The following is a 21,251-nucleotide window of genomic DNA, read 5'->3' as shown; positions in this document are numbered from 1 at the left end:
GAAAGGCATTTCTTACCTAAGGAAGAAATGCCTTTTTTGATGGGGAAAAGAGACGTTTAGTAGAAATAGAAGTTAGCCTGGTGTTTATTTTGAAAATTAATGTCTTCTTATCAAACATTTATAGTAATATAGTTTAAGTTAAAGAAAATTAAAGTGGTGCCATTCGATTCATTTTGCTTAGCACTATTGTAGAGTAAAGTGTCACTAAATTTGGGGGAAGTACAGTATGAACAACAGGAGAAGCATATCAGTAAAGGTTCGTTTAATCTTAACCTTTATCTTTATTTTATTCGTTCCAAGTATAGCAATTGGTTCGATTTCTTACATAAACGCTAGCAAAGAGTTTCAGTCAGAACTTAGTAATAGTGCAATGCAACAAGTAGAACAATTAGATACGCTCATTACGAAAGAGATTCGACCGGTTATTGAACAAGCTAAGTACTACCGTACAATTATCTCAAGTCATTGGACTGAAAAAGAGATAATAAAAGAATTAGATAAGTATAATCGTATTGAAGAAAGAGTAGAGTCAGTGACTATTGCTCAACCAGGGAGAAATCTTTTAAGAAATCCATATTATAGTTATGATGACGACTATGATCCATTTACTAGACCGTGGTATACAGGTGCAATGGACAATCCTGAGGAACCAGTAATTATTGACCCATATATCTCTTCGGCAACTGGTCAACTAACGATGTCAGTGGCTTCTGTATTAAATGACGGTTCAGGTGTTGTTTCAATCGACATCAATTTAGAAACAATTGTTGGTTTAACTAAAGCCATCAAAGTAGGGGAGAGTGGCTATGCTTCCATAATGGATGCGAACCAAACTTACTTAGCTGATTCCACTATTGAAAATGGTACCCAAGCGAACGAGCGATATAGTACTCACATGTCAGGCAATGTGATTGGTAATTTTGAAATAAATGAAGATGGCGTTGATAAACAGATATTCTATAAACAAAATGAATTAACAGGTTGGTATGTTGTTGGAACATTAATGAAAGAAGATGTTTCTGCTGCAACGAATAGTATATTGAAAGTAACTTCAATTGTACTGTTAATTTCAATTGTTATCGGATTCTTAATTGGGTACCCGATTATTCGCTCAATTTTAAGACCCTTACGATTATTAGGTGAATCTGCTGTGAGAATTGGAGAAGGCGATTTACGTGAAAAAATTGACCTTAAAAAAGACGACGAATTTGGCAAGTTAGCAAATATCTTTAATAAAATGGTGGACTCATTACAAACAGTCATTCGACAAGTAAGTGAACAGTCCAATACGCTAGCCGCTTCATCTGAGGAATTAACTGCAAGCACAGTAGAGAATCAAAAAGCAACAAACCAAATTGTAGACTCTATTCAACAGTTTGCAAGTGGAGCTGAACAGCAATCTGTTGCTGCGAATCATAGTTCCCAAGCTACACAGGAAATGCAAACAAATATTAGAGTGATTTCCGAAAAAGCGGATAATGCAACAAATAAAGTAAAACAAGCTCTACAAGAGGTACAACTTGGTGACGAAACGATTCATAAGGCTGTTGAGCAAATGCAATCCATTAACTTATCTGTTCAGTCGATTGAAGGAGCAGTTACGAATTTAGGTAAACGTTCAGCGGACATCGGTAATATTGTTGAAACTATTAAACAAATTGCAGATCAAACAAACTTGTTGTCTTTAAATGCAGCGATTGAGGCAGCAAGAGCTGGTGAAGCTGGTAAAGGTTTTGCCGTTGTAGCAGATGAAGTTCGTAAACTTGCTGAACAATCTTCAAAAGCAACAACTCAGATTGCTGACATTATTACACATATTCAAATTGAAACCGAGCAAGCGGTAAATACAATGGCAGCTGGTACTGCAGAAGTATCTAAAGGAATTGATGTCATGAATGAAGCGGGCCAGAAGTTTTCAAGTATCCGTGAAAATGTGATTGAAGTGTCAAATGAAGTGGAAGAAGTTTCAGTAGCTACTGGAGCGATGTCTCATCACGCCAATTTAGTAGCAGATGCTACAGATATTGTACAAGAACTTTCTCAAACAAACTTGGCGAGTGTGCAAAATATTTCAGCTTCCACAGAAGAGCAACTTGCTTCCATGGAGGAAATTGCAGCTTCAGCTGATGAACTTGCTATAATGGCTGAAAGATTAAAACAAACAGTTCAACAATTTAAATATTAAGTTTTGTAAGGGGGAGCTGGAGATGTACGGCTACCCCTTCTTTTTTTAGAAGAGTTCAATGGCTCTATGATTATTTCCGTGATAATTTGATGCTTATGGGCATTTAATATTGTGAAGCTTACTTATCTATTCTAAAAGACCTAAAAGAGATTTATAGATTTACTCTATTGTTAGTATATGGTACACTAACCATTGTAATTAAAAACAATATATTGTGTAAGTTTTGTGGAGGTACTACTATATGTAGTTTAATAGGGAAGTTCGGTGTAAATCCGACGCTGTCCCCGCAACTGTAATGCTGACGATGATTCATGATCCACTGTGTGAATATACATGGGAAGGGAATCGGAGGATGAAGCAAAGCCAGGAGACCTGCCTCATAAAACCGATCAATCATTTCTTCGGGGATTGAGGAATGGAGACGTAAGCTTATTGTATCCATTTGTCAATTGCTGAACGTTTCCAGGCTATCTCTTTTCGAAGAGATAGCCTTTTTATTTTGCTCAAAAGAACAAATAGGTGTGGAATTTGCATTGGAATGTCTTTAATAGAAGCTTCTAAAGGACAAAAGGGTGCGGAATTTGCATTGAAATGTCTTTAATAGGGCTTCTAAAGGACAAAAGGATGCGGGATTTGCACAGTAATGTCTTTAATAGGGCTTCTAAAGGACAAAAGGGTGCGGAATTTACAAATGAATGTCTTTAAGAGTGCTTCTAAAGGACAAAAGGATGTGGAATTTGAATTGAAATGTCTTTAATAGGGCTTCTAAAGGACAAAAGGGTGCGGAATTTGCACAGTAATGTCTTTAAGAGTGCTTCTAAAGGACATAAGGATGTGGAATTTGAATTGAAATGTCTTTAATAGGGCTTCTAAAGGACAAAAGGGTGCGGAATTTGCATTGAAATGTCTTTAATAGTGCTTCTAAAGGACAAAAGGATGCGGAATTTGCACAGTAATGTCTTTAATAGAGCTTCTAAAGGACAAAAGGGTGCGGAATTTGCATTGAAATGTCTTTAATAGGGCTTCTAAAGGACAAAAGGATGCGGAAATTGAACTGTAATGTCTTTAATAGGGCTTCTAAAGGACAAAAGGATGCGGAATTTACAAAGGAATGTCTTTAATAGGTCCTTTAAAGGTCAAAAGGGTATCGATATCCATTCAAAATGTCTTTTATAGACCGTTTAGAGCAGAAACAATTTAAATACAAAGAAAGAGGGATAAAAAATGAAACTGTACACGAAAACAATCTGCCCAAAATGCATGTGGGTAAAGGCTGAATTAAAGAATGCCGGTATTGAAGCAGAGGTTATTAATATTGATCATGATGAACAAGCCAAACAACGAGTGTTAAATGCTGGATTTTTAAGTGTGCCTGTTCTTGAACATAACGGAGAGTTTATAGGGGATGTGAAGGAGATTGTTTCAAAAATTGAGCTGGTAACTCAATGATTGTCTATGCAAGTCGGACTGGAAACGTAAGATACATCGTCTCTAAATTACAAGCGGAATCGATTGAATTGACGGAAACCTTAAAAGTGGACAAGCCATATCTTTTATTAACTTATACGGATCGCCTTGGAGAAGTGCCCGCAAAAGTGGCGCAATTTCTTCAAGCAAATGGTCAACTATGCAAAGGGGTTGTCGTAAGTGGGAATAGCAATTTTGGCCATAGCTTCTTTGGTGGAGCTGGAGACAAAATTGCGAAAGCTTATCAAATTCCACTAGTTCGAAAATTAGAATTAAGAGGCTTTCAAGCTGATTATGATGCAATTCAACAGTTTTACGAAACGAGGGTGAAAAATGAAAACTTACTTACAATTAAATAATGAAGTTTTAAATCAGTACAGTTTAACTGGCCAATTAGAATTAGAAAAAGACCATGATGCAACGCGTCATTATTTTTTGGAGTATGTAAATCCAAAACTACGAAATTTTATTACGATTGAAGAAAAGATTCGTTATTTAATAGATGAAGGCTACTATGAAAAAGAATTTCTTGAACTGTACGATATGGAATTTATTAAACAAATGTACGAAAAAGCATACCGACACAATTTCCGTTTCCCGTCTTTCATGAGTGCTAGCAAATTTTATGACAGCTACGCCATGAAGAGTCGTGATGGAAAAGAAATTCTAGAAAAATATGAAGATCGCATTGTCATTATTGCATTGTATTTAGCCCAAGGGAATCAAGAGCTTGCGGAACGGGCAGTGGAAGCAATGATGGATGCATACCAACCAGCAACGCCAACCGCTTTAAATAGTGGGAAGAAAGCGCGCGGAGAATTAGTGAGCTGTTTCAAACTAACGATGGATGATTCAATGAACAGTATTGCTGAAAATATCGGGTACTGTCTCGAATTATCACGATTAGGTGGGGGTGTTGGAGTTAATTTAACAGATTTGCGACCTTTGGGGGATCCGATTAAAGGTATTTTGAATCGTGCAAGCGGTGTGCTACCAGTAGCGAAATTACTTGAGAATTCATTCTCTTACTCGAACCAGCTTGGCCAGCGAAATGGTAGCGGGGTCGCCTATTTAAATATTTTTCACCCAGATATCGAAAACTTCATTTCAAGTAAAAAGCCTAACGCCGACGAAAAAATCCGCCTAGCAACTTTATCCACAGGCATTATCATACCAAGCATTTTCTTCGAGCTCATGAGAAGAGATGAAGATATCGTGCTATTTAGTCCTTACGATATTTATAAAGAATACGATAAACGGATGTCTGAAATTTCAATCACTGAAATATATGAAGAGCTATTAAGCAATCCAAACATTCGTCAGATTAAGCGCCTAAATGCCCGAAAGCTTTATACAGAAGTGAAGAAGGCACAGTTTGAATCTGGATACCCCTTCGAAATTTTCGATGATAATGTAAATGAAGCCCACCCATTGAAAGGAATTGGTCGGGTGAAGATGTCGAATCTATGCACAGAAATATTGCAAGTACAGCAAACAAGCAACATCACCGACCAAGATCAGCAGAATGAATACGGCTTAGACGTTTCGTGTAATTTAGGGTCGATCGATATACATGCAGCAAGCAAAGTGCAAGATTTCGGGAAGTTAATAGACACATCAATGCGCCTTCTAACAAATGTTTCAACAATGACAAACATTAAGAACGTACCTTCAGTTGCAAAAGCGAATCAACTAATGCATTCTGTAGGGCTTGGTGCAATGAACTTACATGGACACCTCGTAACACAGGGAATCCTTTACGGTTCGAAAGACTCTATCGATTTTATTGATTGCTTTATGGAAGCGATGAACTACTATTCTCTTAAATCATCTATGGAAATAGCAAAAGAGCGTGGGGAAACGTTCTATCGTTATGAAGACAGCGATTATGCTTCGGGAGTTTATTTTAATCAATATGTGAATAAAGACGAGCAAGAAGTGTCGCCAGTTGTTTTAAAAGCTCTGGGTAATATTCCGATTATCACGAAACAAATGTGGTATGCACTAAAAGAAGATGTCATGAAATATGGTCTGTTCCACAGCTATAGATTAGCAGTTGCGCCAACGGGTTCCATAAGTTATATAAGGTCCTGCACAGCCTCCATCGCACCGTGTACAGAACGCGTGGAAATTCGCGATTATGCGGATAGCCGAACGATTTATCCAATGCCACACTTATCAAATGATAATGCTCACTTATATGTTGAAGCATACGATGTGAATCCATATGACATGATTGATTTGTATGCAGCAGCTCAAAAGCATGTAGACCAAGGAATATCAATGACACTTTATGTAACGGATCAGTGGACAACGGAGCAACTAGCGAAAATCTATATTTACGCTTGGACGCGCGGCATAAAGTCCGTTTACTATGTTCGTCAACGATTACAAACCCTTGAGGAGTGTGTAGCATGTCAAATTTAATCTATGAAGCAGTTAATTGGAATAAACCAACGAGTGAACTAGCCCAAGTGTTCTGGGAACAACAGTGGAAACAAATTTGGTTTCCCGAAGAAATCGCTGTATCGAAAGACGTAAAGCAATGGCAAAGCTTCGAGTATCAAGAGACTTACAAAAAAGTTTTAGCGGGGCTTACATTACTCGATACAGTTCAAACCAATATAGGGATGAATGAAATAGCAGCCCATGTAACAGATTTGCAGGAAAAAGCTGTTTTAACTGTCTTTGGATCCTTTGAAGCCATTCACGCAAAATCATATTCTTATATATTCACAACCCTATGCAAAAACTCCGAAATTGACGAGCTATTTGAATGGGTGAAGAACAATGAATTCTTACAGTACAAAGCAAATAAAATTAGTGAAATCTATAACAGTATCGAAGAAGGCAATCCTGAAAGCTTATGGAAAGCAATGTACGCATCTGTAATGCTTGAATCATTTTTATTCTATTCAGGATTTTTCTATCCATTGTATTTAGGTGGACAAGGCACATTACGAAATAGTGCTGAAATTATTTCGCTAATCTTGCGTTAAATTGTGGCGCAAGTAAAACTCTTTGAATTCAAGAAACACCCTAACGTAAAGGACGAGGGCAATCTTGAGCCAAGATTGATTGTCCATTTACAATCAATAAGGTGCAACGACCATCGAAAACACGTGCAATGCATGGAAGTGAGTAGAGTAGAGCACAAGTCAATAATGGTGTTCGAAGCGGAGAGACATATTAAATATGTATGAAATGGTCTGAACTTATAAGAAATTATAAGCAGCATAAAATGCGGCATAAGTCTGACGAACTTATGTGAACATATTTGGACGAATCAATCCACGGAGTAGCAGTTGGCTTCTTCGCACAGAATCTTTTCAATCAATTCTCAAAAGAGCAACAAGATGAGTTAAGAGTTTGGGGTTATGAACTATTACTAGATTTATATTTAAATGAAGTAAAGTATACTGAGGATGTTTACGCTGAAACAGGTTTATCACATGAAGTGAAAGCTTATATCCATTATAATGCAAATAAGGCATTAATGAATATTGGCTTTGAGGCGATGTTCCCTGAAGAAGAAGTGAACCCAATCGTTATGAACGGTATTCGCAATGAAGGATCAACATACGACTTCTTTTCACAAAAAGGATCATCGTATGCGAAAGCCAAAGTAGCCCCAATCACAGATGAAACTTTCATATTTAATCGATAAGGATGACAACGATGAACTACGAAGTAAAAATTAAAAGAATCCATGAGGATGCCAAAATCCCATTCCAAGCAAACCCTGGAGATGCGGGCATGGATTTATATTCAATTGAATCAGTGGAGATTCCATCAGGAGAAGCGAGACTTATCAAAACAGGGATCCAAGTAGAATTACCAAAGGGAACTGAAGCACAAGTTCGTCCTAGAAGTGGACTAGCCCTAAAACACAGTATCACTGTTCTAAACAGTCCAGGTACAATTGATGAGGGCTACCGTGGGGAAATTGGTGTAATTCTCATCAATCATGGAAAATCAACATTCCTCGTTGAAAAATCAATGCGAATTGCACAAATGGTGATTCAAACCGTTCCACAAGTACACTTAGTGGAAGTCGATGAATTATCCAAAACTGCAAGAGGAGAAGGTGGCTTCGGCTCAAGCGGAACAAAATAATAGTATCGATTCCCATAAGGAAAGCACTATCTCCTTGTGGGAATCCTTTTTTGTTTAGGAGATGTTATTGTTATTTTCATGTTCCTTCGTCATTTTATCTACCCAGTCACTAAATGACTCTAAGTTCTTTGAAAGGTCCTTTTGAAAATTAGTCTCCGTTCCAAATTCCACTCTGGGCTTTTTTAAATCTCTTTTACGCGACGAATTCTTATTGTTATTGTTGGAACTTAAGTACATATCAAATTTTTTGTCAGTCATATATTCTTCTCCTTTCTTTTGTTAATATGAGAGGAATATAAAAGGTTTATGTATAGGGAAACATTAGCCATTGAAGAAAACTGTCAATTTATTATAACAACTCACTCGCCGATTCTTTTAGGATATCCAGGTGCGACAATTTATTCCTTTGACGATGGTGAGATTCACGAAATTTGATTATGAAATGACGGATCATTACCAAATAACAAAGTACTACCTCCAAAATCGAGAAAAGTTCTTGAAAGATTTATTAAATGATTGAATAAATGATACATTTCTTATTGCAAAATCCTTTTCATTACCCATATAATTAATCATAAGTAAACTAATAGGGAATGAGGGGATTGAATGTTCCAGGTAGAAACAAAAGGGACAAGAAAGGTATCACTATTAAAAATTCCAAGCGGTGAAGATATTATTGTAGGAAGGCTATATGTTGCTGAAGGGGAAGAAAGAAAGGCGACAATTCTACTATTACATGGATTTCCAGGGGTAATTTTAAATCTCGATATTGCTACGACTCTTCAAGAAAAGGGATGGAACGTTTTAGTTATTAATTACCGGGGGTCGTGGGGAAGTCAGGGAAATTACTCTTTCTCAAATGCAATAGAAGATGTACAAGCAGCATTAAAATACATTCGCCAGGAAGAGGTAGCGCAGGAATACAGAATTGACTTAGGCAGAATTGGGTTAGTCGGCCATAGTTTTGGTGGTTTTTTAGCGCTAAAAACGGCAACTTTAGATCCATCGATTCAGGTAGTTGCTTCATTGTCTGGTGCTAACTTTTCGTTATTTATTAATATGATTAAAGAGAATCCTGAAATGGAAGCACGAATTATCCATATGTTAGAAGAATCTGCATTTTTCTTAAAGGAAAGTACAGGTGAAAAATTATTACAGGAAGTTCGTGAACATGAGGATGAGTGGAATACGTTTTTATTTGCTCCGACTTTAGCTAATCGCAAACTTTTAATTACAGCTGTTTCCAATGATGAAGAATTGCCGAAAGAATATTTCCACGATCCATTCGTACAAATTCTTGAAGAATCTGGGGTACAGTTTGAATCAGTACTTTTTGATACAGATCATAACTATTTAAATAAAAGAACGGAACTTACTAATACAATTCATGATTGGTTAGTGAAAAATTTATAAAAGCCCTTGGTTAAATCCAAAGGCTTTTTTGCTTATTTACTATGTTTTTTGTTCGACTGTTGATTTTTATCATGGTTTGTTGCATTGTTTTTATTTTTTAGTTTTGAGTCGAACTCTTCAGAATACTCCGTTGTGTTGTCCTCTGGGTTATCTCTATGACTTGTAGTGTTTGTATGCAAGTGTTTATATGTCTCAAAAGGATTATGAGTTCTCACATTTAATGTTTCTTTACTATTTTTATTACCCATAGTTCAATCACCTCCTAGGCACTTAATTTGTGTAAGTGGTGTTGGTTTTATGCTTATCCTATTGGTAGCTCTTATTTGTAGTTACTAATACCTATTAGCGATTTTCGGCTTACAAAAAGTTTACATTAAATAGGAAAGACAATAACGTTAGAGGTATAGATGTTACATAATTTTGACATGTTCAATAAATATCTTTAGTTTGTTCACAACTATGTTCGTGCGAATTGTTAATTTTTTGTTAAAATAGTAATGACGAAAGTAACATGTGCATAGTTAAAATGTTTGAAATAGTATCTCTCTAGAGGAGTATTGATATGCTTGTAAAACATCCAACTCAATTAACCAATATAGATGAAATCAATAAACAACTGAAAATATTACATGATATTGAATATGCTGTAGATAAATCGACGATTGTTGGAGTAACTGATCGACAAGGAAATATTACATATGTGAATGACCTATTTTGTGAATTAACACAATATAGTAGGGAAGAATTGATCGGCAAAACTCATAATATTATTAATTCAGGGTATCACACTAAAGAATTTTTTAAAGAAATGTGGAAAACAATTGGCCAAGGTAATATATGGACAGGTGAAATCAAAAATAAACGAAAAGATGGGTCGTATTATTGGGTGCATGCGACCATTGTGCCGTTTTTAAATGAAAAAGCAATTCCTTATCAATACATTTCATTTCGAACAGACATTACAAAGGAAAAACTATTAGAGGAAGAAGTTATAAAAAGTAATGAAAACTACCGTCTCATTGCGGAAAATTCAGTAAACCTTATTTCATTAATTACTGTAGAGGGCACAGTAGATTATGTTTCACCTTCTTTTGAAAAAATATTACATTACGATCTCCAATCTTTAGAGAAGTCAAACTTTTTCCCACTGATACATCCAAGTGATTTAGAAACATTTAAAAAGGAATTACAGTCGTTTTTGAAAAATAAACAACCGTTAGACTGTGAGTTTCGGATACTTTCTAAAGAAGAGGAATATATTGATGTTGAAGCAGTTGTTAGTACTATAGAGGATACTCAAAGTAGATTCTCAAAAGATTTAATTCTAATTGTCATGCGTGATATTAGTAAGAGAAAGGTGATAGAAAAGAAAATACATCATCTTGCGTATCATGATAGTTTAACTGGTTTTCCGAATCGAAGATCATTTATGAATCAACTAAGAAATGAATTGTTAGATCGTAAAAAATCGAAGCAGGGTATATCGATACTCTTTATAGATTTAGATAATTTCAAAAATATTAATGATCAACTTGGACACGACATTGGCGATAGTATTTTAAAAAAAGCAGCTGACAATATTCGAAATGTCATTCGCCCTACGGATCTTGCTGCACGAATGGGTGGCGATGAATTTATTGTAATGCTGAAAAATATAAAAAGTCAGGATGAAACAAATGAGATCGTAAGTCAAATACTTTCTAATTTCCGGGCAAGTATAAATGTAGATGGTGAAGATTACGTAGTAACTTGCAGTATTGGCGTTGCAAACTTTCCTGAACATGGTGAATCTGCAGAAGATTTAATTAAGAATGCTGGAAATGCTTTAGCTCGAGTAAAAAGTGGTACGAAAAATGACTTCATGGTTTTTAACAAAACGATTGAACACCAATCAATTGAACGAAGGCTTCTGGAAAATGCCTTTCGAATTGCCTTGAAAGAAGAACAATTTTATTTGGAGTATCAACCTAAGATGGATATGAAAAATGAACGGATTATGGGGATGGAAGCATTGGTCCGCTGGAATCACCCAGATTTAGGCATGATTCCTCCAGGGAAATTTATTTCATTAGCTGAAGAAACTGGTCTAATTATTCCTTTAGGGGAATGGATTCTGTTTGAGGGTTGTCGCCAAGCAAAACAATGGCAAGAAAAAGGTTTAGAAAATTTAATCGTATCGATTAATGTTTCTATCCGACAACTAGAGGATCCTCATTTCATCGATAAGTTAAAAAGAGTGCTAGAAGAAACAAAGTTGACTCCAAAATATTTAGAACTAGAATTAACAGAAAGTGTTTTGGCAGATATTCAAAACACAATCTCGATATTACAGGAGATTCGTGAAATGGGTGTCCAAGTTTCAGTAGACGACTTTGGAACAGGGTATAGCTCATTAAGTTATATAAAACATTTACCAATTGATACGTTAAAAATTGATGCATCGTTTGTACGAGATATCCATGTAAATGAAGAAAGTAGGGCAATCGTTCGTGCAATTATTCATATTGCCAATTCAATTGGATTAAAGGTAATTGCTGAAGGGATTGAACTTCAAGACCAGGCAAAGGAACTTTGTACCGAAGGATGTAAATTTGGACAAGGTTATTATTATAGCCGACCGTTAAAAGTTGAGGCGTTTGAGAAGTTCATTCAAAAAAGTTCTATTACCACATAAGAGATTGTAAAGGGCTGCTTTACAATCTCTTTTTCGTTTTTAAGTTTGACAATATATTTACATTCCTTTTATATTAATGAATTTCGTTGAATAGAAGAATAAATAATAGATGTATAGAAAATGCATCTTTAAAAATGGAGTGAATTCTTAGAAACATTAAAAGAGATACCATTAAAATAATAGAAATTATAGATTAATGTTTCCACTTTATGTATGATTGAACTACTAAAAAATAGTTATTGAATGGTGAGAGAAGGTTCAAAATTGCGTATCGTATCAATGGGGTTAGTTTTAATTATTAGTTTAATTGGTGTGTTCATTTTTAAAAGCTTAAATTTACCGATTCCATGGATGTTAGGTCCATTAATTGTTATGTTGATTAGTCAATTTTTTATCCGAAAAATTAACTTAGAATGGCCTCAATCTTTGCGTAATCTAGGGTTAGTAATCGTTGGAGTGGCAATTGGTCAATCATTCCAATTTGATTTATTTGCTGGCATGGGCTGGATTATTTTAATCATGTTTGCCATGAATATATCATTAACGGCATTTTCAGTAGGTGTATCTTATGTTGTTCAAAGAATAGGTAATATTCCATTAAAAACGTCACTTACATGTACAGTTCCAGGTGGATTATCACAAATAGTAACGTTTGCAGAAGAGGAAAAAGATATTAATTTAGCGATGGTTACATATTTCCATGTCATAAGAGTGATTAGTATTGTTGTATTAATTCCATTTATTGTTTCTGGACATGTAGTCAGTGGGATGGAAGGGTCAGGATTTAAATTAGAAACGGTATTACCGTTAATCATACTGATAGCAGTTGCCTGGTTGAGTGCTTTAATCGGTAAAAAAGTAAAACTTCCTGTTTCATTCTTTTTAGGACCAGTTTTTCTCATTATATTCTTTCAATTCATTCATATTGAAACGCCAGAAGTGCCTTTATGGTTATTGAATATTGCACAGATATTTCTTGGAGCTTATATCGGTCTTTTATTAAAACCTCATATGGTTAAGGTCGGAGCGCGGATACTTTTTTTAGGAATTGCAAGTTCAATCGTTTTACTTCTTTTTACATATATTCAAAGTTTAATTTTAGTGTTTTTTTTACAATACTCACTTCCAACCAGTTTTTTAAGTACTGCAGCTGGTGGATTAGACCAAATGAGCTTAATAGCAACATCTGTCGGAGCAGATATTTCGGTCGTGACAGTATTTCAAATGTTCCGTTTACTTTTCGTATTTATAGTCACTATACCGTTACTAAAAGTTGCATGCGCATGGATTGATAGGAGAAATTCACAAAAACAAAGAAATGAAGTAGATATTAGTAAAACGTAGAATAAGCTACTCTATATCTCGATAATTTTCTTTCTATAGATTGTGAGAAATTTGTTCAAGAATGACATAATTTATGCATATTCCCGAGAGTTATATGATTGTTGCATACCACAAATCAATGTTATGATAGAATCGTGTGCTATTTTGACGAAGCACGTCTTATAGTGAAGGGAAAATGATAGAATATGCAAAATTATGTGGATTTGTGGGCAAAAACAATTAAGACAGGAATTATCAAATCCAATTTAATTCCAATGATTGCTGCACTAATGCTTGCTTTATATACTTATGATTTAAATTTTGTCGATAATATACTAAATATTATTTTTGCAATTATTGGTAGTGCGCTCATTATCGGTGCTGCCGGCGCATTTAATAACCTATATGATCGTGATATCGACTTGAAAATGAGTCGGACAAAATCCCGTCCAACAGTTACAGGGGATTTAGATTCAAAGTTAGTTACAACTGTTGCAATTTTACTATTAATTATAGGACTTGTAAGCTTGTCATTAACTTCACTGCTTGCAGCTTTTTTAGGATTCCTTGGCGTGTTTTTCTATGTTGTCCCTTACACAATGTGGACAAAAAGAAGAACGATTTGGAATACGGAAGTTGGTAGTATTTCAGGCGCAATGCCACCGTTAATAGGGTGGGCAGCAGTTGCACCAGATATATGGCATCCAGCGGCATGGGCGTTGTTTTTTATTATGGTTATTTGGCAAATGCCACATTTCTACGCGATTGCAATTCGAAAAAAGGACGATTATTCAGCAGCAGATGTTCCAATGTTACCAGTTGTTAAAGGGATTAGAAGAACGTACATTCAAACAAATATATATTTAATTATTTTAACGCTAACGAGTTTTTTATTTGTTCCAATTAGTTGGGGACTTACACTTGTTTCCTTAATCTTAGCGATCATCTGGCTGTGGTTAAGTTTTGTAGGGTATCACAAAATGGAGGGGAAAACATGGGCTACTAAAATGTTCGTGTATTCCTTACTTTTTATGACTATTGAGTTTGCAACTATTATTATATATTCAGTAGTAGCCATGATTTTTAGTTAATAGTGACTTTTAGAGTATAAAACAATTTGTTATATACTCTATTTTTTTATATGAAAATGTAAACGATTGTATTTTGAAAAGTCAAAATAATACGATAAGATGCGGAGCGTTATCTTTAGAAATGAAACTTCTATAGAACAGTTGTTGGTTAGAGGGTTATTGATTTATCAAAGTTTATAGAGGTTTATTGAAGTGAGGGTAGAAGTTTTTAAGTTGTTATACAACAATTTTTACGAAAATGTGAACGAAAATATGATAAAAATGTGACATATAAGAAAAATCTATTTAAAGTCATAAGTGTAGATGATAAACTAATATCATCATAAAGGTTACAAAAGTAACTGATATGAGAATCGCTCTATAGTAAAAGTGATTAGTTAAGCTCAATAAACCTTATAAAGCTTGTTCGACAAGATATATAACCTCCCCTATAATTATATATATTGCTTTAAAAGGTTAGTCCAAAAAAGTCGGCTCTTTAACGAGAGTCGACTTTTTTGTGTTTATTATTTAATAGATTTTGTAGAACAGTTGAATTTGAATATTACAGAGCAAGATTGGACACTTCATGTAAATAATCTCCAAGAACACGAAGTCCCTTGTCAAAGTTTTCTAAGTGGAAGTGTTCATTTGGTGCATGGAAGTTTTCACTATTTAAACCAAATCCCATTAATACGACCGGTAACCCTAAGATTTGATCGAATGCTGCAACGATAGGAATCGAGCCACCTCCGCGTGTATAAGCAGTTGGAACTTGATAGATTTTCTCGTAAGAACGTCCTGCAGCCTGAATTACTGGGTGGTCAAATGGCGTAATATAAGGTGCACCTTTATCAAACTCAGATACTGTAATTTCTACTCCAGCAGGCTTATGTTTTTGAATGTGTTTACGAAGTAAATCAACAATTTCTTCCGGATCTTGATTTGGCACTAGACGACAAGTGATCTTTGCACCAGCTTCTGCAGGTAGAACAGTTTTAATTCCTTCACCTGAAAATCCACCAAATACTCCGTTTATTTCAAGAGTCGGACGAGCCCAAGTTTGTTCTAAGTAAGAGTATCCTTTTTCACCGAATAATTCGTTTACGCCAATTTCTTCTTTCAGAGCTTCTTCATCAAAGTTCAGTTCTTTGTAAGCTTGGCGTTCTTCATCAGTTAGAGGAAGCACTTTGTCATAAAAACCTTCTACTAAAATTTGTCCATCTTCGTTTCGGAAGGAAGCTAAAATTTCAGCTAAAGCGTGGATTGCATTTTGAACACCACCGCCATATAGACCGGAGTGAAGGTCGCCTTTTGCGCCACGTACATCGATTTGGACACCTGTTAATCCACGAAGTCCATAACATACTGCTGGTTTTCCTGGTGCATATAGACCTGTATCAGAAATTAGAATTAGGTCAGCTGCAAGCTTTTCTTTATGTTCTTCAACATAAGCAGGAAGGTTAGGGCTACCAACTTCTTCTTCACCTTCGTAGATGAATTTCACGTTTACAGGTAAAGTTCCTTCTATTGCAAATAACGCTTCAATCATTTTCAGATGCATAAAGACTTGTCCTTTATCATCTGAAGAACCACGAGCGAATAATTTGTTATCTCGGATCGTTGGGTTGAAAGGTTCAGATTCCCAAAGATGTAATGGGTCTACTGGTTGAACATCATAGTGACCATAGAATAAAATCGTTGGTTTACCTTCAGCATGTAGCCAGTCACCATATACAACCGGGTGACCTTTTGTATCATCGACTGAGACATTTTCAATCCCTAACTTTTTAAGAGCATCAGCTAACCAGCTTGCAGCTGTTAACATATCCTCTTTGTGTTCAGAAAGTGAGCTAATACTAGGAATACGTAAAAACTCCTTCAGTTCTTCTAAATGTTTCTCACGATGTTGTGAAAAATACTGATCCAATGATTGTAAATGACTCATTAATTTCCCTCATTTCCAAATTTCCATAATAAAAACAGTATAACAGAAACCTCTGTACACAGCATTTTTCAAGCTGCCACCTTCAAGGTACCAGGTACACAAACAATTCAGAATATACCGGGTACCAGGTACACAAACAATTCGGAATATTTCGGGTGCCAGGTACGCAAACAATTCAGAATATTTCGGGTACCAGGTACGCAAACAATTCAAAATATTTCGGGTACCAGGTACGCAAACAAGGTACGCAAACAATTCAGAATATTTTGGGTACCAGGTACGCAAGCAATTCAGAATATTTCATGTACCAGGTGCACAAACAATTCTGAAAATTTACTCATTTGTAATATTCTGCTAGTCCAAGGAAACAGAAAACTTACATCAATGTAATGAAATTGAAAGCTAATGCGATGGGATGTAATACATATATTTGGCAAAATTAGAACTGTAGAAAGTTATATAAAAACACGTCTTTTTTATACGGAGGTTTAAATAATGAATAACAACTTAGCAGGGATATATGAAGAATATAGCCGTTATATATATCATTTATGTTTAAAATTAACACGTAACGCACAAGAAGCAGAGGATTTGATGCAAGAAGTATGGGTAAAAGTCGTACGCAATGAAGCCCAAGTTTCTAAAGTTGAACATGTGAAAGCTTGGCTAACAACAATTACTATGAACACGTTCCGCGACCGCTATCGCAAAAATGTTCGCCGTAGTAAGTACTTAATGCATCAACCTGAAACATTAGACGTTCCTATCTTAGACTTGGTTCCCAATAACGACTTAACGACTGAAGAACAAGTTGAAAAAGAAGAAGTAACGAAAATTGTTCAAGAAAAAATGAAAATGCTAGATGGCATTTATCAAAAAACATTATGGTACTTTTACGTCGATCAATACTCATTAGCTGAAATTTCAAAACTAATGAAAGTATCAATCGGAACGGTAAAATCAAGATTATTCCGTGCAAAAGCACGCTTAAAAGAAATTTTATTATCAGATGATTCAGTAGTAGATGGAGTATTAACAGCTTAACCAGAACCACAAAGGAAAGAATTGTTCTTAAGGAGCAGTTCTTTCTTTTTTAATGTTTAAGAGAAGGGGAGAGAATAGTATAGAGGCGACCGGGACAAATCTTGCTTAGATAAAAAAGTGAAATAAGCGGATTTTCTCCGGTTAAAGGTGAAATAATGCGGGTTAAAGAAGAATAAGAGAAAATTTTCCGGCTATTTGAAATAAAACGACCCATTTTTGGCTTTTCAAGTTAATAACCGGAATCTCGAGGCTGCCGATTAACTAGTTTAGGATAAAGAGTCTTTGTAGCCGAGTATGAACTATAACTTTTAGTCGATTGATCGGGGAATCAATGCAATGTTTGAAATTAGGAGCGTATCGAATTTTAGAAACGTATAAATAAGGGAGAATTTCCCGTTATTTATAGAATTAGGACTTTTTTAGGGTATATAAGAGTAGATTTTTTTTCCTCTTATTTTAAGAAGACCACCTTATTTTTGCTCTTTTTAAGCAAACAAGGGTAATTTCTCCCTCTATTTAAGCGATTGTTCAAACCTTTTACTAATTAAGGGTAATTTCTACTCTTATTAATTCTATGAGTGAAATTCTGCGATCAAAAATAGAGGGAAATAGAATATTTTATATACTATTTAAGCAAAAACGTATATTATGTTCGTTATCTAAAGCGACAATGAGTTAATCGATAGTCTCATCTCTCCGGTTATCTCCGCTACTTTCAATTATAACTTCATTTTAAAAGGAAATTTTCCGGCTATCTATTATTCATCAGACTTGTTATACCCTGAATTTCTTTGAATAAAAAATTAAGCCGATTGCATCTTATCCTTGTAAAATGCAATCGGCTATTTCAATTTGGGGAAGGGTTTTGTCCCAGTCCCGGTTACTTACTATTTAATAAACATTTTTCGAATATCGTATGTAATGTTTTTAATTCCTCATTTGAAAGCATTCCAAACATGGAATTAACCATTTCTGTTACATGTGACCTTGATTCTTCTAATATTTTCTTACCCTCTAGGGTGATAGCAATTTGAGAAGAACGTCGATCTGCATTACTTTGCGTTTTTTCGATAAAACCTGCATTGATGAGCTTAGTTGTTAAAACTGTGACTCCACCAGTAGTAACTTGGAGTCGCTCGGCAATAACAGATGGACGTTTTGGACCTTCTTTTGCTAATAGTTCTAATAATAATATATGAGACTTCGAAAAGCCTAAATGATTTTTCTGATTCCATTCATTTGCCCATTTTCTCTCTAATGAAGATACTACTTCAAATAGAGAAGTAAGATGTTCATATCTCTGGTTATCCATAGAGCTTAGCCCCCTATATGATTAGCTTAGTGAAGGAAAACCAAAGAAATTCACGTTCACAAGTCTAATCATTCATTACATTTGACTAGCAAGCTTTTGCATTGCAACTAGTTCATATGCACGAACTTTACGTGGAATAAAGCGACGAATATCCATTTCATTATAGCCAACTTGAATTCGTTTTTCATCCAATAAAATCGGACTACGCAACATACGCGGATGAGTTTGAATTAAATCATAAAGCTCTTGAATTGAAAGTTGGTCAATATCAATATTAAGATTTTTAAAATCATTTGAATTCGTTGCAATAATTTCGTCAGTACCGTCTTCAGTCATGCGTAAAATATTCTTAAATTCAGTTAAAGAAAGTGGTTGAGAAGTAATTCTCTTTTCAATAAAATGAATTTCGTTTTCCTTTAACCATTTAATAGCCTTACGTGATGAAGAACAGCTTGATTGAGTGTAAATTGTTACTGTCATAAAAACTCCTCGCTTTCATAAATTTATAAAAGCTTACAAGTAAAATAAATTTAATATATAAATATCTTACTAGTAAGATAAATGTAAGTCAATAGTGTTCACAAATCATACATAATAAAGTAATTCATATTATTTTTATAACCTTTTCTATAACAATATATACGTTCTGGTTGAAAAAAAGTTTCAAAATTTTAATGAAAGGTTAGTAAATTGTGACCAATTTTCAGCAGATTGATAGGAATAGTAGAAAAGAAGTTTTTATATGTGAGTTTGAGGGTAAAAGTGGTAATCTGAATTTAATAGAAATAAGTAGACATTCGAAAAACAAAAATTCATAAAAATTCCAAAACAAAAACCGCGGTGAGTATAACATACACTCCGCGGTTTCAACTACTCTTATATATCCGTCTTACCAGTCGTAAACCAATCTTGTACATTCCAGACCTTTGTAGCAAGTCCTTCGTAAAATTCAGGTTCGTGGGATACTAACACGATCGTTCCTTTGTATTCCTGCATGGCGCGTTTTAATTCTGCTTTTGCATCTACATCTAAGTGGTTTGTAGGTTCGTCAAAAACAAGCCAGTTCGATTCTTCCATCATTAACTTACATAGACGAACTTTAGCTTGTTCTCCACCAGAAAGGGAATTTAATGGGCGTGAAATATGTTCGTTTTTCAAACCAGCACGGGCAAGGGCAGCACGAACTTGGTGTTGATCCATACTAGGGAACGCATTCCATACATCATCAATTGGTGTAATGTTCCCAGCCTTTACTTCCTGTTCAAAATAAGAAGGAATTAAGAAATCACCGCGCCCAACTTTTCCACCAAGGGCATCAATCTTTCCTAGCATTGTTTTCAGTAATGTCGATTTACCAACACCATTCATCCCGATTAAAGCAATCTTTTCTCCACGTTCTATCGTGAATGATAGTGGAGGTAAAAGTGGTTTTGATTTATCATAACCAATTAATAGATTGTCTGCTTCTACAACGAATCGACTGGAAGCACGTGCTTCTTTAAATCCAAACTCTGGTTTTACAGCTGTTTCTGGGCGATCGATACGTTCTAAACGATCTAACTGTTTCGCACGAGACTTCGCACGACCTGTCGTTGAATAACGTGCTTTGTTTTTTGCAATGAACTCTTCTTGCTTTTTAATAAATTCTTGCTGTTTTTCATAAGCGTCAATATGTTGACGTTTATTAATTTCAGCTAACTCTAAGAACTTTTCGTAAGTCGCCGTATAGCGAGTCATTTTAGTAAACTCTAAATGGAAAATGACATCTACGACACCGTTCATAAATTCCGTATCATGTGAGATTAATAAAAATGCATGAGGGTAGTTTTTCAAATAATTAGAAAGCCACGTAATATGCTCTTCGTCCAAATAGTTTGTTGGCTCATCAAGTAATAATACTTTTGGTTTTTCAAGCAGTAACTTCGCAAGTAAAACTTTTGTACGTTGACCACCTGATAATGCAGCAACGTCACGCTCAAGTCCAATCGCATCTAAACCTAAACCACGAGCAACTTCCTCAATTTTCATATCTAAAGTATAAAAATCACCTGCATCAAGGGCATCTTGAATGTCTGCCATTTGCTCAAGTAATGTTTCAAGTTCTTCAGGAGTAGCATCAGCCATTTTAGAAGTGATTTCATTCATTTCAGCTTCTTTTTTATAAAGGGGGAGAAAGGCATCACGTAGTACATCACGCATCGTTCTGCCAGCTGTTAACACAGTATGCTGATCCAAATAACCGTAATGTGTTCCAGGTAACCATTCAACTTTACCAGTATCATGTATTGTTTGACCTGTAATAATCCCCATTAAGGTTGATTTACCAACCCCATTAGCACCTACAAGTCCAATATGATCACCTTCAACAAGACGAAATGATACATCTTTAAATAGGGTACGATCCCCGAAGGAATGGCCTAAGTTTTCAACTGTTAATATTGCCATAAAAATTAGTTCCTCCAAATTTATAAATTAATAAAAAACCCATAAAAAAACGCGGGTTATGACAACGCCGCGAGCTGCTTATTCAGTTCAGCCAGTTGTTTTTCCATTCTTTCAAGGCGTTCAACAGCTTGTGCAACAGAACCGGCATGACCTGTTTGTTCAAGCTTTTCCATATCACCTTGTAAATTAATATAATCCATTTTCAATTCAGCAATTTGTTGTTCAAGTTCTCGTTTAGTAAGCATTTTTTGTTG

The 21,251-nt window shown here is 35.2% G+C and carries 18 protein-coding genes, 1 pseudogene and 1 riboswitch; of the genes and pseudogenes, 13 read left to right on the top strand and 6 right to left on the bottom strand.

Annotated features, from left to right (window positions below; all coding sequences use genetic code 11):
- Window positions 1-226 precede the first annotated feature (226 nt).
- From CRO45_RS09700 to CRO45_RS09655, 9 genes and pseudogenes are all read left to right on the top strand, one after another.
- Complete coding sequence (locus tag CRO45_RS09700) at window positions 227-2,185, top strand: methyl-accepting chemotaxis protein (RefSeq protein ID WP_097149463.1); 1,959 nt, start codon at window positions 227-229, stop codon at window positions 2,183-2,185.
- A gap of 212 nt (window positions 2,186-2,397) precedes the next feature.
- Window positions 2,398-2,579, top strand: a riboswitch (cobalamin riboswitch).
- Between the two features lie 830 nt (window positions 2,580-3,409).
- Window positions 3,410-3,634, top strand: coding sequence for a glutaredoxin family protein (locus tag CRO45_RS09695; RefSeq protein WP_097149462.1), 225 nt, complete (start codon window positions 3,410-3,412; stop codon window positions 3,632-3,634).
- On the top strand, window positions 3,631-4,011 hold the full coding sequence (gene nrdI / locus CRO45_RS09690) for a class Ib ribonucleoside-diphosphate reductase assembly flavoprotein NrdI (RefSeq protein ID WP_097149461.1): 381 nt from the start codon (window positions 3,631-3,633) through the stop codon (window positions 4,009-4,011). The genes CRO45_RS09695 and nrdI overlap by 4 nt, the downstream gene beginning before the upstream one ends.
- Window positions 3,986-6,079: a class 1b ribonucleoside-diphosphate reductase subunit alpha gene (gene nrdE / locus CRO45_RS09685; RefSeq protein WP_097149460.1), complete on the top strand. Its 2,094-nt coding sequence runs from the start codon at window positions 3,986-3,988 to the stop codon at window positions 6,077-6,079. Before nrdI ends, nrdE begins: the two co-directional genes overlap by 26 nt.
- On the top strand, window positions 6,067-6,651 hold the full coding sequence (locus CRO45_RS09680; RefSeq protein WP_408057129.1) for a ribonucleotide-diphosphate reductase subunit beta: 585 nt from the start codon (window positions 6,067-6,069) through the stop codon (window positions 6,649-6,651). The genes nrdE and CRO45_RS09680 overlap by 13 nt, the downstream gene beginning before the upstream one ends.
- 278 nt (window positions 6,652-6,929) lie before the next feature.
- The gene (locus CRO45_RS09675) at window positions 6,930-7,319 is read left to right on the top strand and encodes a ribonucleotide-diphosphate reductase subunit beta (RefSeq protein ID WP_235864570.1); all 390 of its coding nucleotides are present in this window, start codon (window positions 6,930-6,932) and stop codon (window positions 7,317-7,319) included.
- An 11-nt stretch (window positions 7,320-7,330) separates the two neighbouring features.
- Window positions 7,331-7,768 carry a dUTP diphosphatase gene (dut, locus tag CRO45_RS09670; RefSeq protein WP_097149459.1) on the top strand — a complete coding sequence of 146 codons (438 nt, stop codon included), beginning with the start codon at window positions 7,331-7,333 and terminating at the stop codon, window positions 7,766-7,768.
- Between the two features lie 333 nt (window positions 7,769-8,101).
- Window positions 8,102-8,288: pseudogene (locus CRO45_RS09660) on the top strand (AAA family ATPase); the annotation flags it as partial.
- Between the two features lie 86 nt (window positions 8,289-8,374).
- Window positions 8,375-9,181 (top strand): alpha/beta hydrolase family protein, encoded by an 807-nt coding sequence (locus CRO45_RS09655; RefSeq protein ID WP_097149457.1) that lies wholly within the window; start codon window positions 8,375-8,377, stop codon window positions 9,179-9,181.
- A 32-nt stretch (window positions 9,182-9,213) separates the two neighbouring features.
- Here the strand turns inward: CRO45_RS09655 and CRO45_RS09650 are convergent, their stop codons facing one another.
- Window positions 9,214-9,429 carry a hypothetical protein gene (locus tag CRO45_RS09650; RefSeq protein WP_097149456.1) on the bottom strand — a complete coding sequence of 72 codons (216 nt, stop codon included), beginning with the start codon at window positions 9,427-9,429 and terminating at the stop codon, window positions 9,214-9,216.
- A 314-nt stretch (window positions 9,430-9,743) separates the two neighbouring features.
- Here CRO45_RS09650 and CRO45_RS09645 point away from each other — a divergent pair, with 314 nt between their 5' ends.
- The 3 genes from CRO45_RS09645 (at window position 9,744) to cyoE (ending at window position 14,269) form a co-directional block, all read left to right on the top strand.
- Window positions 9,744-11,855 carry a sensor domain-containing protein gene (locus CRO45_RS09645; RefSeq protein WP_097149455.1) on the top strand — a complete coding sequence of 704 codons (2,112 nt, stop codon included), beginning with the start codon at window positions 9,744-9,746 and terminating at the stop codon, window positions 11,853-11,855.
- Window positions 11,856-12,119: 264 nt separating this feature from the next.
- Window positions 12,120-13,199, top strand: coding sequence for an AbrB family transcriptional regulator (locus CRO45_RS09640; protein WP_235864569.1), 1,080 nt, complete (start codon window positions 12,120-12,122; stop codon window positions 13,197-13,199).
- 185 nt (window positions 13,200-13,384) lie between these two features.
- Entirely contained in the window at window positions 13,385-14,269 is an 885-nt protein-coding gene (gene cyoE, locus CRO45_RS09635) for a heme o synthase (RefSeq protein WP_097149454.1), read from the top strand.
- Between the two features lie 544 nt (window positions 14,270-14,813).
- Here the strand turns inward: cyoE and CRO45_RS09630 are convergent.
- Entirely contained in the window at window positions 14,814-16,196 is a 1,383-nt protein-coding gene (locus CRO45_RS09630; protein ID WP_097149453.1) for a dipeptidase, read from the bottom strand.
- Window positions 16,197-16,691: 495 nt separating this feature from the next.
- On the opposite strand from CRO45_RS09630, the gene CRO45_RS09625 reads away from it, so the two are divergent.
- Window positions 16,692-17,240 carry an RNA polymerase sigma factor gene (locus CRO45_RS09625; protein ID WP_097149452.1) on the top strand — a complete coding sequence of 183 codons (549 nt, stop codon included), beginning with the start codon at window positions 16,692-16,694 and terminating at the stop codon, window positions 17,238-17,240.
- An 880-nt stretch (window positions 17,241-18,120) separates the two neighbouring features.
- On the opposite strand, the gene CRO45_RS09620 is transcribed toward CRO45_RS09625, so the two are convergent.
- The 4 genes from CRO45_RS09620 to CRO45_RS09605 all read right to left on the bottom strand — a co-directional run bounded on the left by CRO45_RS09620 (window position 18,121) and on the right by CRO45_RS09605 (window position 21,242).
- A complete protein-coding gene (locus CRO45_RS09620) occupies window positions 18,121-18,552 on the bottom strand; it encodes a MarR family winged helix-turn-helix transcriptional regulator (protein ID WP_097149451.1) in 432 nt (143 codons plus the stop codon).
- Between the two features lie 75 nt (window positions 18,553-18,627).
- Entirely contained in the window at window positions 18,628-19,032 is a 405-nt protein-coding gene (gene spxA / locus CRO45_RS09615) for a transcriptional regulator SpxA (protein ID WP_097149450.1), read from the bottom strand.
- 396 nt (window positions 19,033-19,428) lie between these two features.
- The gene (locus CRO45_RS09610) at window positions 19,429-20,997 is read right to left on the bottom strand and encodes an ABC-F family ATP-binding cassette domain-containing protein (RefSeq protein ID WP_097149449.1); all 1,569 of its coding nucleotides are present in this window, start codon (window positions 20,995-20,997) and stop codon (window positions 19,429-19,431) included.
- A 56-nt stretch (window positions 20,998-21,053) separates the two neighbouring features.
- Window positions 21,054-21,242 (bottom strand): SE1832 family protein, encoded by a 189-nt coding sequence (locus tag CRO45_RS09605; protein ID WP_097149448.1) that lies wholly within the window; start codon window positions 21,240-21,242, stop codon window positions 21,054-21,056.
- Window positions 21,243-21,251: the final 9 nt, after the last annotated feature.

This window comes from Ureibacillus acetophenoni (assembly GCF_900220965.1).
In the GTDB taxonomy this organism is placed as follows: Bacteria; Bacillota; Bacilli; order Bacillales_A; family Planococcaceae; genus Ureibacillus; species Ureibacillus acetophenoni.
The sequence above is the reverse complement of the archived record's forward strand: the minus strand, read 5'-3'. Positions and strand labels throughout refer to the sequence as shown.

Excerpts from the sequence above, each read along its gene's own strand:
- CRO45_RS09700 (WP_097149463.1), top strand. The coding sequence starts at position 227 with ATGAACAACAGGAGAAGCATATCAGTAAAGGTTCGTTTAATCTTAACC.
- CRO45_RS09695 (WP_097149462.1), top strand. The coding sequence starts at position 3,410 with ATGAAACTGTACACGAAAACAATCTGCCCAAAATGCATGTGGGTAAAG.
- nrdI (WP_097149461.1), top strand. The coding sequence starts at position 3,631 with ATGATTGTCTATGCAAGTCGGACTGGAAACGTAAGATACATCGTCTCT.
- nrdE (WP_097149460.1), top strand. The coding sequence starts at position 3,986 with ATGAAAACTTACTTACAATTAAATAATGAAGTTTTAAATCAGTACAGT.
- CRO45_RS09680 (WP_408057129.1), top strand. The coding sequence starts at position 6,067 with ATGTCAAATTTAATCTATGAAGCAGTTAATTGGAATAAACCAACGAGT.
- dut (WP_097149459.1), top strand. The coding sequence starts at position 7,331 with ATGAACTACGAAGTAAAAATTAAAAGAATCCATGAGGATGCCAAAATC.
- CRO45_RS09655 (WP_097149457.1), top strand. The coding sequence starts at position 8,375 with ATGTTCCAGGTAGAAACAAAAGGGACAAGAAAGGTATCACTATTAAAA.
- CRO45_RS09650 (WP_097149456.1), bottom strand. The coding sequence starts at position 9,429 with ATGGGTAATAAAAATAGTAAAGAAACATTAAATGTGAGAACTCATAAT.
- CRO45_RS09645 (WP_097149455.1), top strand. The coding sequence starts at position 9,744 with ATGCTTGTAAAACATCCAACTCAATTAACCAATATAGATGAAATCAAT.
- cyoE (WP_097149454.1), top strand. The coding sequence starts at position 13,385 with ATGCAAAATTATGTGGATTTGTGGGCAAAAACAATTAAGACAGGAATT.
- CRO45_RS09630 (WP_097149453.1), bottom strand. The coding sequence starts at position 16,196 with ATGAGTCATTTACAATCATTGGATCAGTATTTTTCACAACATCGTGAG.
- CRO45_RS09625 (WP_097149452.1), top strand. The coding sequence starts at position 16,692 with ATGAATAACAACTTAGCAGGGATATATGAAGAATATAGCCGTTATATA.
- CRO45_RS09620 (WP_097149451.1), bottom strand. The coding sequence starts at position 18,552 with ATGGATAACCAGAGATATGAACATCTTACTTCTCTATTTGAAGTAGTA.
- spxA (WP_097149450.1), bottom strand. The coding sequence starts at position 19,032 with ATGACAGTAACAATTTACACTCAATCAAGCTGTTCTTCATCACGTAAG.
- CRO45_RS09610 (WP_097149449.1), bottom strand. The coding sequence starts at position 20,997 with ATGGCAATATTAACAGTTGAAAACTTAGGCCATTCCTTCGGGGATCGT.
- CRO45_RS09605 (WP_097149448.1), bottom strand. The coding sequence starts at position 21,242 with ATGCTTACTAAACGAGAACTTGAACAACAAATTGCTGAATTGAAAATG.